19 protein-coding genes are annotated in these 13,028 nt (G+C 70.7%); 15 read left to right on the top strand and 4 right to left on the bottom strand.

What is annotated here, in order from left to right:
• Window positions 1-20: 20 nt before the first annotated feature.
• Window positions 21-995, bottom strand: coding sequence for a phytanoyl-CoA dioxygenase family protein (locus IEY56_RS05645; RefSeq protein WP_189035969.1), 975 nt, complete (start codon window positions 993-995; stop codon window positions 21-23).
• A gap of 183 nt (window positions 996-1,178) precedes the next feature.
• On the opposite strand from IEY56_RS05645, the gene IEY56_RS05650 reads away from it, so the two are divergent.
• The 12 genes from IEY56_RS05650 to IEY56_RS05705 all read left to right on the top strand — a co-directional run bounded on the left by IEY56_RS05650 (window position 1,179) and on the right by IEY56_RS05705 (window position 8,929).
• Window positions 1,179-2,186: a LacI family DNA-binding transcriptional regulator gene (locus IEY56_RS05650; RefSeq protein WP_189035970.1), complete on the top strand. Its 1,008-nt coding sequence runs from the start codon at window positions 1,179-1,181 to the stop codon at window positions 2,184-2,186.
• A gap of 269 nt (window positions 2,187-2,455) precedes the next feature.
• Window positions 2,456-2,806: a gas vesicle protein GvpO gene (locus IEY56_RS05655; protein WP_189035971.1), complete on the top strand. Its 351-nt coding sequence runs from the start codon at window positions 2,456-2,458 to the stop codon at window positions 2,804-2,806.
• 79 nt (window positions 2,807-2,885) lie between these two features.
• On the top strand, window positions 2,886-3,329 hold the full coding sequence (locus tag IEY56_RS05660; protein WP_189035972.1) for a gas vesicle structural protein GvpA: 444 nt from the start codon (window positions 2,886-2,888) through the stop codon (window positions 3,327-3,329).
• A gap of 2 nt (window positions 3,330-3,331) precedes the next feature.
• Window positions 3,332-4,045, top strand: a complete 714-nt coding sequence (locus IEY56_RS05665; protein WP_189035973.1) for a GvpL/GvpF family gas vesicle protein — start codon at window positions 3,332-3,334, stop codon at window positions 4,043-4,045.
• Between the two features lie 24 nt (window positions 4,046-4,069).
• Window positions 4,070-4,327 carry a gas vesicle protein GvpG gene (locus IEY56_RS05670; protein ID WP_189035974.1) on the top strand — a complete coding sequence of 86 codons (258 nt, stop codon included), beginning with the start codon at window positions 4,070-4,072 and terminating at the stop codon, window positions 4,325-4,327.
• Between the two features lie 54 nt (window positions 4,328-4,381).
• Window positions 4,382-5,014, top strand: a complete 633-nt coding sequence (locus IEY56_RS05675; protein ID WP_189035975.1) for a hypothetical protein — start codon at window positions 4,382-4,384, stop codon at window positions 5,012-5,014.
• Window positions 5,007-6,221, top strand: coding sequence for an SRPBCC family protein (locus IEY56_RS05680; protein WP_189035976.1), 1,215 nt, complete (start codon window positions 5,007-5,009; stop codon window positions 6,219-6,221). Before IEY56_RS05675 ends, IEY56_RS05680 begins: the two co-directional genes overlap by 8 nt.
• A 94-nt stretch (window positions 6,222-6,315) precedes the next feature.
• The gene (locus IEY56_RS05685) at window positions 6,316-6,768 is read left to right on the top strand and encodes a gas vesicle protein (protein ID WP_189036228.1); all 453 of its coding nucleotides are present in this window, start codon (window positions 6,316-6,318) and stop codon (window positions 6,766-6,768) included.
• Complete coding sequence (locus IEY56_RS05690; protein ID WP_189035977.1) at window positions 6,768-7,652, top strand: GvpL/GvpF family gas vesicle protein; 885 nt, start codon at window positions 6,768-6,770, stop codon at window positions 7,650-7,652. The genes IEY56_RS05685 and IEY56_RS05690 overlap by 1 nt, the downstream gene beginning before the upstream one ends.
• Window positions 7,642-7,899: a gas vesicle protein gene (locus IEY56_RS29040; RefSeq protein WP_189035978.1), complete on the top strand. Its 258-nt coding sequence runs from the start codon at window positions 7,642-7,644 to the stop codon at window positions 7,897-7,899. The genes IEY56_RS05690 and IEY56_RS29040 overlap by 11 nt, the downstream gene beginning before the upstream one ends.
• 67 nt (window positions 7,900-7,966) lie before the next feature.
• The gene (locus IEY56_RS05700; RefSeq protein WP_189035979.1) at window positions 7,967-8,410 is read left to right on the top strand and encodes a gas vesicle protein K; all 444 of its coding nucleotides are present in this window, start codon (window positions 7,967-7,969) and stop codon (window positions 8,408-8,410) included.
• A 93-nt stretch (window positions 8,411-8,503) separates the two neighbouring features.
• The gene (locus IEY56_RS05705; protein ID WP_189035980.1) at window positions 8,504-8,929 is read left to right on the top strand and encodes a hypothetical protein; all 426 of its coding nucleotides are present in this window, start codon (window positions 8,504-8,506) and stop codon (window positions 8,927-8,929) included.
• A 113-nt stretch (window positions 8,930-9,042) separates the two neighbouring features.
• On the opposite strand, the gene IEY56_RS05710 is transcribed toward IEY56_RS05705, so the two are convergent.
• Together IEY56_RS05710 and IEY56_RS05715 are read right to left on the bottom strand one after the other, a co-directional pair.
• The gene (locus IEY56_RS05710) at window positions 9,043-9,828 is read right to left on the bottom strand and encodes a hypothetical protein (RefSeq protein WP_189035981.1); all 786 of its coding nucleotides are present in this window, start codon (window positions 9,826-9,828) and stop codon (window positions 9,043-9,045) included.
• A complete protein-coding gene (locus tag IEY56_RS05715; protein ID WP_189035982.1) occupies window positions 9,828-10,427 on the bottom strand; it encodes a sigma-70 family RNA polymerase sigma factor in 600 nt (199 codons plus the stop codon). Before IEY56_RS05715 ends, IEY56_RS05710 begins: the two co-directional genes overlap by 1 nt.
• Window positions 10,428-10,685: 258 nt before the next feature.
• Here IEY56_RS05715 and IEY56_RS05720 point away from each other — a divergent pair, with 258 nt between their 5' ends.
• The 3 genes from IEY56_RS05720 (at window position 10,686) to IEY56_RS05730 (ending at window position 12,788) form a co-directional block, all read left to right on the top strand.
• Entirely contained in the window at window positions 10,686-11,498 is an 813-nt protein-coding gene (locus IEY56_RS05720) for an SAM-dependent methyltransferase (RefSeq protein ID WP_373292037.1), read from the top strand.
• A gap of 139 nt (window positions 11,499-11,637) precedes the next feature.
• Window positions 11,638-11,970, top strand: a complete 333-nt coding sequence (locus tag IEY56_RS05725) for a plasmid stabilization protein (protein WP_189035983.1) — start codon at window positions 11,638-11,640, stop codon at window positions 11,968-11,970.
• 32 nt (window positions 11,971-12,002) lie between these two features.
• A complete protein-coding gene (locus IEY56_RS05730; RefSeq protein ID WP_229711641.1) occupies window positions 12,003-12,788 on the top strand; it encodes a VOC family protein in 786 nt (261 codons plus the stop codon).
• Between the two features lie 105 nt (window positions 12,789-12,893).
• Here IEY56_RS05730 and IEY56_RS28805 read toward each other — a convergent pair whose 3' ends face one another.
• Window positions 12,894-13,025: a DUF6893 family small protein gene (locus IEY56_RS28805; RefSeq protein ID WP_268241314.1), complete on the bottom strand. Its 132-nt coding sequence runs from the start codon at window positions 13,023-13,025 to the stop codon at window positions 12,894-12,896.
• Between the last annotated feature and the right edge of the window lie 3 nt (window positions 13,026-13,028).

A 13,028-nucleotide genomic window follows, 5' to 3' on the forward strand; every position in this document is an offset into this window, starting at 1 on the left:
TCGTACACGGCGTCACGCCGTCAGCTGTCGTCGCCCTCGGGCTCTTCGGGGGCCGGTCCGGCCATGCCGCCGCCCATGCCGGCGTCGGGGGAGTCGGGCTCGGCGTCGCCCATGACGAGGCCCTCGATGGTGTGCTTCTGCGTGATCGGAGTGAGTTCGTCGACGACCGGGCAGTGCAGGTGCGCCCGCACGCGCTCCGGAAGCGTCCGCCAGTACTCGTGGGTGACGGCCATGTCGTGGTGGCCGTCGTTGCCGGCGCCGGGGGCGTCGACGCCGAGCACCAGCACCGGGCGCGAGAGCTGGGAGTGGTTCGCGGTTCCCCGGTGGATGGTCAGTGCCGATCGTACGGAGACGTCACCGCGCTGCGGGAACTTCCGCACGCCCAGCTCCCGGTACCGGGGGTAGTCCTCCCGGGGCGGGAACATGGCGTGCTCGAAGCCGTCGTCCAGGTCCCACTGCGTGCCGGGGGCGATCTCGAAGGGCCCCATGTCCTCCGTGGTGTCGACGCCGGTGAGGTTGAAGGCGAGCGAGTTCAGACGGCGCCGCTCGCGCGTGACGTCCGGCATGGGGAAGTCGCGGTGCCAGGGCTGGTTGACCGCCCCGGCGAAGGGGATGTCGAAGCCGAGCTCGACGATCGAGTAGTCGCGGCCGAGGACCGCCTCGCACACCGCCCGCACCCACGGGTGGTCGACGAGGTCGACGAAGTCGCGCAGCTGCTCGGGGTGTATCTCCACGTAGTAGCGGTGCGGGCCACGTCCCACGGCGCCGCCGGGGCGGTGCCGCGCCTCCTCGAAGGCCTCCTCGATGTCCTCGCGCATGCGGTCCGCCCACTCCGCGGAGAAGGCTCCCTTACGGGCGCTGACGCCGTCGGTGTAGAGGTCCCGTACGACGTCGCCGACTGTGGCGAAGTCGACGTCCGGGGCGTCGCTCTGCGCGGTCGACGGGGTCTGCGCGGCGCTGGTCCCACCGGCCGGGCCGGTGCTCACGGTCGTCATGGCGCTCTCCTCTCTCGGTGCGGCTCTCGGGTGGCCGTCTACGTGACCAGCCACTTTGCAACGTTGCATGCAGCGTGGCAATAGGATGGAACAAACTTTCTGCAAGCCGGACGTGCCGTGGGATGATCGGTGCCGCCCCGCGCGGACAACGCGGGACGGGCAGGGCGGAAGGAAAGGTTCCAGGTGGCGGCGAAGCTCAAGGACGTGGCGGCCCGCGCCGGGGTGTCCGTGCGCACCGTCTCCAACGTGGTCAACAACGCGCCGGCTGTGGCGCCCGCCACACGGGAGCGCGTGCTGCTCGCCATAGAGGAGCTGCAGTACCGCCCCAACCTCGCTGCCCGGAACCTGCGTCAGGGCCGCACGGGCCTGATCGGCCTCGCCGTCCCCGAGGTCAGCTCCCCCTACTTCGGCGAGATCGCGGAGCTGCTCATCGACGCGGCCCAGCACCGCGGCTGGACGGTGCTCATCGACCGTACGGACGGCACGGCCGAGCGCGAACGCCGCCTGCTGGAGGGCTCGGAGCGGCACACGGTGGACGGCATGATCATGAGCCCGTGGTCGCTGACGCCCGAGGAACTGGGGCGCCACAGCGCCTCGATGCCCCTGGTCGTCCTCGGCGAGCAGGAGACGGGCGGCACCGCCGACCACGTCGCCATCGACAACGTCGCGGCCGCCCGCGAGGCGACCGCCCACCTGGCCGGGCTCGGCCGCAGGCGCATCGCGGCGATCGGCCTGCAGCCGCAGCTGACCAACGGCACGGCCGAGCAGCGCGCGCAGGGTTACCGGGAGGCGCTGGCCGCCGCGGCGCTGCCCGCCGAGCCGTCGCTGGTGAAGACGGTGGCCTCGCTGCACCGCGCGGAGGGCGTCCGCGCGATGCGTGAACTGCTGGAGGCCGGGCCCCGCCCCGACGCCGTCTTCTGCTTCAGCGACGAACTCGCGCTCGGCGCCGTGCGCGCCTGCCACGACCACGGTCTGCGCGTCCCGTCGGACGTCGCGCTGATCGGTTTCGACGACATCGAGGACGGACGGTACTGCGTGCCGTCCCTGGCCACCGTCGCGCCGGACAAGCCGCAGATCGCCGAGCGCGCCCTGCAGTGCCTCGCCGACCGCGTCTACGGGCGGCTCGGCAGTCACCCGGCCCGGCAGGTGACCGTCCCGCACCGCCTGGTCGTCCGCGAGAGCGCCGTCTGACCCGAGACCCGTTCCCGCGGGACACCTGTCGCGACGGGTTCCGGAATGCGGGTCGCCCGTCTCCGCGAGCTTCCAACGCGCCTTTCACCTGCGGGTGTTGAGCCTCCCTGTCCGTCTACGGAAACGAGACGGAACCCGTACGTCGCGATCCGCCGCGAAGCTTTGCGCATAGGTCTGCGCACCCGGGGCACCCAACCAGACCTCTCGCCTTTCAAGGTGAGATCCGGAACACACGTGTACAACTCGGTCGATCGGAAAGGGGTGAAACCATGGCGACAACTGGTGAGAAAACCAACGAAGACGGTCGTAATCGTAAGGAAGAGAAGCGGGCCGAGAGCAGCAGCGGTGCGCAGAACGGCCGTGTCCCGATCGCCAAGGCCATGCGGCTCGCCGCAGGCCAGCTCGCTGAACTCCTTCAGTGTGAACCGGGTTCGGTCTCGTCCGTCAAAGCCACCTCCGAGGGCTGGACGGCCGATGTCGAGGTGGTCGAGGTCGAGCGGATTCCGGAGACGACCAGCGTCATGGGCTCCTACCGCGTGCAGTTGGACGGCCAGGGCAACCTGCTCGGCTACGAGCGGACCCGCCGTTACGCACGCGGTCAGATCGATCAGCGGAAATGACTCTCGCCGGTGATCCGGCCACTGTTCCGCGATCACCGGGCGTCTCCGCTGTGCGCACAATCCCGAAAGGAGAAAGAGCGTGACTGTAGTCCCGCAGACGAATTCCCCCCAGTCGACCGGTGGTGCCGGCGGCGGCAACCTGTACGACATTCTCGAACTGATCCTGGACCGCGGTCTGGTGATCGACGCGTTCGTCCGCGTCTCCCTCGTCGGCATCGAACTTCTCAAGATCGACGTCCGCGTCGTCGTCGCGAGCGTCGACACGTACCTGCGCTTCGCCGAGGCGTGCAACCGGCTGGACCTCGAGGCGGGCCGCAAGAAGCCGACGCAGCTCACCGACATCGTCGGCGAGTCGATGGAGAGCGGTGCCAAAGGAAAGTCGAAAGGCGCACTGACCGGCGCGGTCGAGGCCTTCAGCGAGTCCCTGCAGAAGGGCCGCGACGATGAAGAGGAAGAGCGCGAGCCGCGCAAGGCCTCCTCCAGCTCGTCCAGCCGCCGTACCGCCCGCCGCAAGGAGGACTGAACGTGGCCACCTACATCTACGCCATCACCGCGGCGGACCACCCGCAGAAGCTCGACGGGCTGACCGGAGTGGGCGACCCCGGCGGGGAGCTGCGTTCTGTGAAGACGAAGGCCCTGAGCGCCGTCGTGAGCGACGCGCCCGAGGACCTGCGCGCCAAGCGCCGTGACCTCGCCGCGCACCAGGCAGTCCTGGAGACGCTGATGGCCGACGGGGCGACCCTGCCGATGCGCTTCGGCCTGGTCGGACCCGACGACGACTCCGTCGTCTCGGTGCTGGAGGAGAGCCAGAGCGGTTACACCGAGCGGCTGTCGGAGCTCGACGGCTGCCTGGAGTACAACCTCAAGGCCGCGCGCGAGGAGGAGAGCCTGCTGCGGGAGATCATCGGCCAGTCCGAGGAGATCCGCCGCCTCCGCGAGTTCACCAGGGAGCACCCCGAGGCTCAGGACGAGAAGATGCGCCTGGGCGAACTGGTCTCCAACGAGGTCCAGGCCCGGAACGAGGCAGAGGGCAAGGAACTGGTGGAGCGGCTGGCCGGCGGCGCCCAGCAGTACAGCATGGGCGAGCCGACGCAGCAGCACTTCCTGAACGTCTCGTTCCTGGTCCGCCGTGAGAAGGCCGCGGCCTTCTCTCAGGCGGTGGACGAGGAGTCGCAGCGGCGCGGCGAGGAGTACAAGCTCACCCTCTACGGTCCGCTCCCCCCGTACAGCTTCGTCTGAGAGATGTGATCGGAGAGCCTGGCAATGGGCCTCATCACCCAGCTCCTGACCCTGCCGCTCGCCCCTGTGAGGGGAGCGGTCTGGGTCATGGACCAGGTCGTTCTCACTGCCGAGCAGCAGTACTACGACCCCGCGCCCGTACGCCGTCAACTCGCCGAGCTGGAACAGGAGTTGCTCGACGGACTGATCACGGAAGAGGAGTTCGACCGGCGCGAGGACGAGTTGCTGGACGAACTCGAGTGGCGACAGGCGTACCAGCGCCAGATGGGAGTGCGCTCATGAGCCGCCGCAGACCGATCCCGTCGACGCGCACGGGGAGACCGAGGTGACCGCAAGATGAACGACAACGGCAAGATAGGCATGGCCCTGGTGGGCGGATACCTGCTCGGGCGCACGAAGAAGGCCAAACTGGCCATCGGCCTGGGAATGGTCCTGGCCGGCAAGAAGCTCGACCTCAGCCCGCAGCAGTTGCTGAAGATGGCGGCGAACTCGCCCGTCCTCGGCGGTCTGAGCGACCAGGTCCGCAAGGACCTGATGGACGGCACGAAGTCCGCGCTGACCTCGGCGGTGACCAAGCGCGCCAACGGACTCGCCGACTCCCTGCACGAGCGCACGCGGGGCCTCAGCGACCCCGCCGGACGGCGCGGCCGGGACGAGGACGACTTCGACGAGCCCGACGAGGATCTTCCCGAGGACGAGCACGCGGCGGACGCCGAGGACGAGGCGGACGCCGACGAGCCGGAGGAGCGTCCCCGCCCGCGGCGGAAGGCGCCGGCCGCCGGCCGGAAGCCCGCCGGGACGGCGAAGTCCGCGAAGCCCGCCGCCAAGTCAGCGGCTACAGGCCGGAGTTCGAAGAGCACGGCGAAGCGGGCCGCGAAGCCGGCAGGCGGCGGCCGCTCGGGCGGGACCGCGCGCAAGGCGGCCTCGGGAACGCGCAAGGCAGCGGACCGGGGAGGACGCGATGGCTGACTCCACCCTGGACAGACTCAGGGACGAGGTGGCGAGGAACCCCGCGACCGACCGTCTGAAGGAGGAGCTGCAGGCGTACCTCCAGGCGCGCGCGCACAAGGCTGTCACCGACCTCGGCTCGAAGCTCGGGGAGGGCGTCGGCAAGCTCGCCGACCCGCGCCAGGGGCTCCCCGGCGCGGGACTCGCGGGGAGCCTGGCGAAGGGCGGCCAGGCCCTCAGCGAGGGGAAGTCCCCCGCACAGGCGGCGATGGCCGTCGGTTCGTCGCACGTCAAGGACATGCTCAAGAACAAGGTCAAGGGATTGTTCGGCAAGGGACGCAAGAGCGGCGGAGGCAAGTCCAAGAGCGTGACCATCGTCGAGGACATCGACGTCGGCGTGCCCGTTCGCGAGGCGTACGACCAGTGGACCCAGTTCCAGGAGTTCAGCACCTTCGCCAAGGGCGTCGTCAGCGTCGAGAAGGCGGACGACGTCAGCAGCAACTGGAAGGTGAAGGTCGCCAAGTCGACGCGGAGCTGGAAGGCCAACGTCACGGAGCAGGTCCCTGACGAGCGCATCGCCTGGACCACCGAGGGTGCCAAGGGCACCGTCAAGGGCGTCGTGACCTTCCACCGCATCACCGACGACCTCACCCGGGTGCTGCTGGTCCTCGAGTACTTCCCCAAGGGGTTGTTCGAGAAGACGGGCAACATCTGGCGGGCGCAGGGCCGCCGGGCCCGGCTGGATCTGAAGCTGTACCGCAAGTTCATCATGATGCGCGGCGAGGCGACGGACGGCTGGCGCGGCGAGATCCGTGACGGCGAGGTCGTCCTCGACCACGACGAGGCCGTCGAGGCGGAAGAGGCCGAGGAAGCCGAAGGGTCCGGAGAGGCCGCCCTGGAGGAGTCCTCCGAGGAAGACGGCGAGGACGAGGCCGAGGAAGCCACCGGGGACCCGCGGTCCGAGGAGGACGAGGACCCGGACGAGGCCGACGCCGAGTACGAGGACGGCGACGAGCCCGAGGACCTCGAAGGCGACGCCGAGTACGAGGACGGAGCCGACGCCGAGTCCGAGATGGAGGACGAGGACGCCGAGTACGAGTACGAGGACGACGACGAGGTAGAAGCGGAGGAGGACCCCGAAGCCGGGTACGACGACTTCGAGGCCGATGACGAGGACAGCGACATGGACGACAATGAAGAGAGCCGTGCCGCTGCCGCCCGGCGCTGACCCCCTGAGGGCCTGTCCGGGCGCGGCGGTCCGGAGACCACCGATACCCAGCAGGCAAGGCTGATACCACGTGTCCGATTCACTGGCCGGCCGTATGGGACCGTCCTCCAGCAGGGCGGTCCCATACGGCCAGCAGCAAGGCACTTCCGCCAATCTGGCGGACATTCTTGAGCGTGTACTCGACAAGGGTGTCGTCATCGCGGGCGACATCCAGATCAATCTGCTCGACATCGAGTTGCTCACCATCAAGCTGCGCCTCCTGGTCGTCTCCGTGGACAAGGCGAAGGAGATGGGGATCGACTGGTGGGAGAACGACCCGTCGCTCTCGTCGGGCGCGCGGCAGCCTCGCCGCGAGGCCCCCACGGCCGTGCAGGCCGAGCCGGACGGGCAGGGCGAGCTGGCGGCGGAGAACGAGCGTCTTCGCAAGGAGATCGAGCGGCTGCGCACGCAGGCCGAGCTGCCCGCCGCGGACGAGGCGGGCGCGGAGACCGCCGGTGCTGAGACCGCCGGCGCTGAGGACGACGGCAAGCGCGGAGGACGAGCTTGATGGCGGACCGTGCCCCCGGTGTGGAGGAGCAGGACACCGCGCAGGTCTGTTACGTCTTCGCGGTCGGCCGTGGGGACGCACCGCTCCAGACGGCTGCCGAGGGCCTGGAAGGGCCCACCGGCGCCGGGGTGCGGGCGGTGTACGCGGCCGGGCTCGGCGCGCTGGTCAGCAGCGTCCCGGCCGGGCTGTACGACGAGGAAGGGCTCAAGGCCCAACTCGAGGACATGGAGCGGCTAGAGGCCCTCGCCCGCTCCCACCACGCGGTGGTCGCGTCCGCGTACGAGCACACGACGGTGCTGCCGATGCGGCTGGCGACCGTCTACCTCGACGACGGCCGCGTCGAGGCGATGCTCACCGAGCGCAAGGACGAGTTCGCCGCCCTGCTGAGCCGCCTGGAGGGCCAGGTCGAGTGGGGCGTGAAGGTGTACGCCGACCCCCGGGGCGCCTCGGCGGCGAACCTCTCGGAGGCGCCCGCCGCCCCCGGCGGCTCCGGCACGTCCGGCGGCGGGAGCAGCCCCGGGCGGGCCTACCTGCAGCAGCGCAGGAAGCAGCGGAACACCCACCGTGACACCTACCGCACCGCAGGAGCGGTCGCCGAACGGGCCGCCGCACTCGCGGACGCCATCGCCACCGCGAAGGTCTCCCACCGGCCGCAGCAGGGCGAGCTCGCCTCGGGGCCGGGGGAGAACATCGTCAACGACGCCTATCTGGTTCCGGCCGCGCGCAGCGACGACTTCCGCGCGGCGGTCGGCGGCCTCGCGGAGGACGTCCCGGGCGTGCGGGTGGAGCTGACGGGCCCGTGGGCGCCGTACTCCTTCGCCACGCCGCCCTCCACTCCGCGGCAGCCGGGCGGTCCTGGGGAGCCGGACGCCGATGGAGAGTGACCTGACCGGCAGGAGCTTCGCCGACGCCGTCGAGGAAGGCGCGCGGTCTGCCTCGAACGGCTTCGGCGAGGAGGACTCGCTCGCGGGACGTCAGGTCGCCCTCATCGACCTGCTCGACCGGCTGCTGACCGGCGGGGCCGTCCTGACGGGCGACCTCGTGCTGTCGATCGCCGACGTCGACCTCGTACGCGTCAACCTGCGCGCGGTCATCCACTCGGTCACACCGGACGACCCGGCACCGTGGTGACGTCCGACGCGCCGTCCCCCCGCGCCGGCGGAAGCTCTCCGCGGTGCGGTGGAGAGGAGAAGCAGCCATGACCGACGAGCAGCCCGAGGAGGCCTCACGGCCCCCGCAGGAGCTTCCCGAGGCGCTCTCCCCGGGCAGCAGGCTGGACGACGTCGCGCGCTCGGCGGCGCGCGCGTTCGACCTGCTCCCGGCGGGCCCGGAGGAGGCGGCGGCGCGGGGCGAGGGCAAGCTGGCCCAGCGGCTGAGGACCGACCCCGACACGGTCGAGCGGGACCTGATGAAGCTCGTCCTGACGATCGTCGAGTTGCTGCGCCAGCTCATGGAACGCACCGCGCTGAACCGTGTGGACCAGGGAGACCTGACCGAGGACCAGGAGGAACGCATCGGCATGACGCTGATGATCCTCCAGGAGCGCATGACCGAGCTGTGCGAGCGCTACGGCCTGACCATGGCGGACCTCAACCTCGATCTGGGGCCGCTGGGTTCGCTCCTGCCGCGTGACGAGGGCTGACGCGCGGCGCTGTCCGCGCTCCTCCGGGGCCGGGCAGCGAGCCGCCGGAGTACGGGACGTTTCAACGGCGCCACTCTCGGCAACCCGTTGGCCATGACTGACAACGGCAAGAGCACACGAACCGCAGGAAAGGCCGCGAACGCCACCAAGAAGCCCTCGGAGGCCGGGGCCAAGGCGGGTAGCGGGATCAGCAAGGCCGCCGGCAAGACCGGTGAGGCCACCCACTCTGTGGGCGAGGCCGTCGAGGGCGGCGGCCGCAGCGTCGGCGCCGCGACCAAGCGCGTCGGCAGCGTCGCCAGCCAGGGCGCCGAACTGGGCCGCCAGAAGCTGGCGTCGGTCTCCAGCACCGCAGCCACGGCGGCGTCCGCGACGTGGACTCTCGTGAAGAACCGCCGCGGCATCGTCGCCGGCATCGGGACCGGAGCCGTCACCGCGGTCGCCGCGTCCTTCGCCGCCGGACGCTACTCGGCGAAGCGGGCGGCGGGGCCCTTCACCCGGATGACCGGCGGGCGCCTGTAGGCGACGGCACACCGGCTCGCCATGTCCACCGGCTCTCCGTCCCGCGCGGGACGGGACGCCGTGGCCGGTCCGCCGGTGTCGGTCACAGGAGTTCAGAAGGATGCCGGGGGCGGTCAGTGACGCGGCCGGGACGCCGTCAGGCGGCGGGTCAGATCCCGGGCCGGCTGGGGAATCTCACCGAAGTCCTCGTCGTCGTCCGTCACCGGAAGACGGTGGAGGACGCTCTCCAGCGCATGCGGCAGCCGCGGACGGCCGCCCCCATGGCATTCACTGAGCAGCCCGTGCAGCACCCCGTCGGGAAGCAGCGACCGCGTGCCGCCCCGCGGATGCGGAAGCCCCTCCGTACGGGGCCGCCGCGGCAGCCGCTCCGAGTGGGCGCGCCAGTGATCCGCGTCGCGGAACTCACCGTGCCGGCGGTGGTGGAGGTACAGGCAGAACGCGGCGGTACGGGAACCGCCGCCGGCAGCGAACTGCCACCAGAACTGGGCCGCTTCGCGGTACCGGGCGAGGTGCAGCAGACCAGCGAAGACCAGAGCGCCCTGCGGGGCGGCGCACTCCTCGTCCTCGACGAATCGGGAGAGGCTCGCCGCCGCCTCGGGTGCGTTGAGCACCAGCGAGACCGCCAAGTCCAGGTCGTGGGCGGCCTGTTCGCATTCGGTGGAGTAGTACCGGGGCGTCCGTACCGCCGGGGGGCGGGCCGCGTCTCCGCCGGTGGGGCCGTCAGCGGGGGAGGCGGAGCCTTCTGTGCCGCCCGGCTCCGAAGTGGCGGGAGAGAGCGTCGGGTTGGCCAGCACCCGTTCCCTCATGGCCGCCACGTCGCGTTCGCCGTAGTCGTCCGCGAGGACTTCCGCCTCGTTCAACAGCGCGTCGATGGTGCGGCGTTCGTGCCGGCCCCGCATCAAGCGTTCCCCGTCCCGGGCCCGGGCGGGGTGCGCAGCTCCCGGGCGAGCTTCCGTTTCGCATAGCTTATGTGCGAGCGCACCGTCGCCGTCTCGAATCCGAGGTAGTCGGCGACCTCTTCCTCGGTGCACCCCAGCAGATACCGCAGCACGACGGCGTCGTACTGCCGCTCCGGGAGCCGGGCGATGGCGGCGTAGAGCCCCATCTCACCCTCCAGCACGGCGAATTCGTCGCGCAGTTCGGAGAGCAGCGGCTTGCGGGCCGCGGCGTGGAAGGCGGCTGTCTCCGCCAGCAGGGGCCGCTGACGGCGCTCGGCCAGCCATTTTGCGACATGTTCCTTCAGCACCGTCCAGGCGTATGCCGGCAGCGACTCCTGCCGCAGGGCGTGCTCCCAGTGCTCCAGGAGGTGCCGGCAGGCGTCCTCGACGACGCGGTGCGCGGCCTCGCGGCTGCCCACCTGCGTGTGGGCGTAGCGCAGCCAGAGGCGGTGGTGTGCGGTGTCGAAGGCGTCGAAGGAGAGCAGTAACCGGCGGCGGTCGTCGCAGGACTGGGCATCGGTTTCGGTCAGACCTCGCGGCCGGTCGTCCTCGGCGCCCATGCAGGAGCCCTCTCGCGGAGAAGTGGCGGATCGGACTGGAAGCTCCGCTGACGCTCCCTCAGCGGGCGGTGGGAGTCCGGGAAAATACTACACAGGGTGAATGTGTGGCTACCCCGCGGTCCCCGCGCTCTCGCTGCTTCACCATGCCCCGGAGTGGCCGGACTTCTCCCTTGTCAGGGGCCCCGCCTGGGCAATCCGGCCTGTATGACGCACCATGACGGCCCCATCCGTTCGGTGAGGTGAGAGAGGCGGAACCCCGTGGCCGTGGACGAAGGCGCTGTGGATCTGGAGCTGGACCGGGCCCATCCGGCGCGGATGTACGACTACTTCCTCGGCGGTACCACCAACTTCCCCGCGGACCGCGAGCAGGCGGGCCGCGCCATGTCCGTCTTCCCTGCCGTCCTCGTCGCCGCGCGGGCGAACCGCCAGTTCATGCACCGCTCCGTGCGCCACCTCGCCGAACTCGGCATGCGCCAGTTCCTGGACGTGGGCACGGGCATACCCACGTCGCCGAACCTGCACGAGGTCGCCCAGCGCACGGCGCCGGAGGCGCGGGTCGTCTACACCGACAACGACCCCATCGTCCTCACCCACGCCCAGGCCCTGCTCCGCAGCAGCCCCGAGGGGCGCACGGCCTACTCGCAGGGCGACGCCAGGGACCCCGAGGCGCTGCTGAAGTCCCCGGAGCTGATGGACACCCTCGACCTGGGCCGTCCCGTCGCCCTCAGCCTCATCGCCCTCCTCCACTTCATCCCCGGGGAGCGCACCGCGCACGAGGTCGTCGAGTACTTCAAGGACGTCCTGCCGTCGGGCAGCACGCTCACCGTCAGCCACGTCACGTCCGAGTTCGACCCGGAAGCCATCGCCCGCACGGTCAGCACCTACAAGGCCGCCGGTTCTCCCGTGCAGGCCCGCGACCGCGAGGAGTTCACCCGCTTCTTCGACGGCTGGGAGCTGCTGGAGCCGGGTGTGACCGTCACGCACCGCTGGCGCCCCGACGCCGAGCAGGACATGTACCAGGTCACCGACGCGGAGGCCGCCTGCTACGCAGCCGTCGCGCGCAAGCCGTAGGGCCCGGCGGCGAACTCGTCGCGCGTTCAACCTCTCCGCCGGCCGATTGCGGTCGTGTGTGCCGTTTCGCACGCTGTTGTTAGCAAACGGACTGGAGGGGTAATCGGGGGGCTGATTCCGAAACGGAAGAGGAGGAGTCATGCCCGCAGGATCGAACCGGAAGCGCGAGAGGCAGTACGAGCACGTCAAGGAGGGCGCGAAGAAGCGCGGCGCCTCCACCGGCCGTGCCAAGGAGATAGCCGCGCGGACCGTCAACAAGGAGCGGGCGCGCACCGGCGAGGCCGACCGGAAGAGCCGGACGTCCCTAAGGGGCAAGTCCGCCTCGGAGCGCGGAGGCAAGCGCTCCGGGAACCGGATGCCCCCGAAGAGCGGCCCGACGCGCGAGCAGCTCTACAACGAGGCGAAGCAGCGCGGGATCCAGGGACGCTCCTCGATGAACAAGAAGCAGCTCGAGAAGGCGCTCAACCGCTGATCGGCTACGCGAACGAAGCGAGGAGGGCGGGAGTGCACTCCGGAGTCGCGCCCGTGGACGGAGCGCCGTGCTGGGTGAGCCTCGCCACGGCCGATCTGGAGTCTGCCCAGCGCTTCTACGCCGACGTGCTCGGCTGGACGTTCCGGCGGGGAAGCCTCGGCGAGGACTTCAGCGTCGCCTATTCGGGCGACGTTCCCGTCGCCGGCATGGGCGCCATCGTCCGCACCATGGGTGTGGCCGTCCAGTGGACGCCCTTCTTCTCCGTACCCGACGCGGACACCGCGTCCGCCCGGGTGCGTGAGCGGAGCGCGACCGTGGCGGTCGGCCCCATCCGCATGGGCGAGGGCCGCACCGCTCTGGCAGCCGACCTCGCCGGTGCCACGTTCGGCTTCTGGGAGGGCCTGGTACTGCCCGCCTGGGACGTCTCCCGCGTCGCTCCGCCCGCGCGGCTGGAGCTGCGTACACGTGACGCCTTCGCCGCGGCCATCTTCTACGCCGAGGTCTTCGACTGGGCTTCGGAGAGCGGACGCTGCGAGGTCGACTACCAGCACGAGGCGGTGGTCGTGCGCGTCGACGGGCGGGCCGTGGCCACGATCCGTGGCGGTGCCGTCGAGTCGGCGCCGGACCCGCACATCCGCCCGCGATGGCACGTGTCCTTCTTCGTCGACGACGTGGACGACGCGGCCAAGGCGGCCGTATCGGCCGGCGGCGCCATCGCGAGCAGTCCTGCCGACAACCCCTTCGGACGGACGGCCCGCCTCTTCGACCCGGAGGGCGGCCTGTTCACCGTGCACTCCCACGCGCCCGGAGGCGCCTGAGGCGCGACTGACCACACACTCCAGGCGCAGCACGGCGGTGCCCGAGGAGATCTCCTCGGGCACCGCCGTGCTGCGCCTGGATGCTCCCGCTCTACGGGGACGGCGCTACATGGTCTTCATCTTGAAGTAGCGCACCGCGTCGGGTGCGCTGGCCGCGGCCATGGCGACGAACGCCACCGCCACCGTCCCCACAGCGATGCGTACCGCCAGCGCCGGAACGAAGATCCCTCTCCTCATGCC

Origin of the sequence: Streptomyces daqingensis, from assembly GCF_014645895.1 — a bacterium.
In the GTDB taxonomy this organism is placed as follows: Bacteria; Actinomycetota; Actinomycetes; order Streptomycetales; family Streptomycetaceae; genus Streptomyces; species Streptomyces daqingensis.

Excerpts from the sequence above, each read along its gene's own strand:
- IEY56_RS05685 (WP_189036228.1), top strand. The coding sequence starts at position 6,316 with ATGGGACCGTCCTCCAGCAGGGCGGTCCCATACGGCCAGCAGCAAGGC.
- IEY56_RS05670 (WP_189035974.1), top strand. The coding sequence starts at position 4,070 with ATGGGCCTCATCACCCAGCTCCTGACCCTGCCGCTCGCCCCTGTGAGG.
- IEY56_RS05680 (WP_189035976.1), top strand. The coding sequence starts at position 5,007 with ATGGCTGACTCCACCCTGGACAGACTCAGGGACGAGGTGGCGAGGAAC.
- IEY56_RS05710 (WP_189035981.1), bottom strand. The coding sequence starts at position 9,828 with ATGCGGGGCCGGCACGAACGCCGCACCATCGACGCGCTGTTGAACGAG.
- IEY56_RS05675 (WP_189035975.1), top strand. The coding sequence starts at position 4,382 with ATGAACGACAACGGCAAGATAGGCATGGCCCTGGTGGGCGGATACCTG.
- IEY56_RS05705 (WP_189035980.1), top strand. The coding sequence starts at position 8,504 with ATGACTGACAACGGCAAGAGCACACGAACCGCAGGAAAGGCCGCGAAC.
- IEY56_RS05645 (WP_189035969.1), bottom strand. The coding sequence starts at position 995 with ATGACGACCGTGAGCACCGGCCCGGCCGGTGGGACCAGCGCCGCGCAG.
- IEY56_RS28805 (WP_268241314.1), bottom strand. The coding sequence starts at position 13,025 with ATGAGGAGAGGGATCTTCGTTCCGGCGCTGGCGGTACGCATCGCTGTG.
- IEY56_RS05725 (WP_189035983.1), top strand. The coding sequence starts at position 11,638 with ATGCCCGCAGGATCGAACCGGAAGCGCGAGAGGCAGTACGAGCACGTC.
- IEY56_RS05715 (WP_189035982.1), bottom strand. The coding sequence starts at position 10,427 with ATGGGCGCCGAGGACGACCGGCCGCGAGGTCTGACCGAAACCGATGCC.
- IEY56_RS05655 (WP_189035971.1), top strand. The coding sequence starts at position 2,456 with ATGGCGACAACTGGTGAGAAAACCAACGAAGACGGTCGTAATCGTAAG.
- IEY56_RS29040 (WP_189035978.1), top strand. The coding sequence starts at position 7,642 with ATGGAGAGTGACCTGACCGGCAGGAGCTTCGCCGACGCCGTCGAGGAA.
- IEY56_RS05690 (WP_189035977.1), top strand. The coding sequence starts at position 6,768 with ATGGCGGACCGTGCCCCCGGTGTGGAGGAGCAGGACACCGCGCAGGTC.
- IEY56_RS05700 (WP_189035979.1), top strand. The coding sequence starts at position 7,967 with ATGACCGACGAGCAGCCCGAGGAGGCCTCACGGCCCCCGCAGGAGCTT.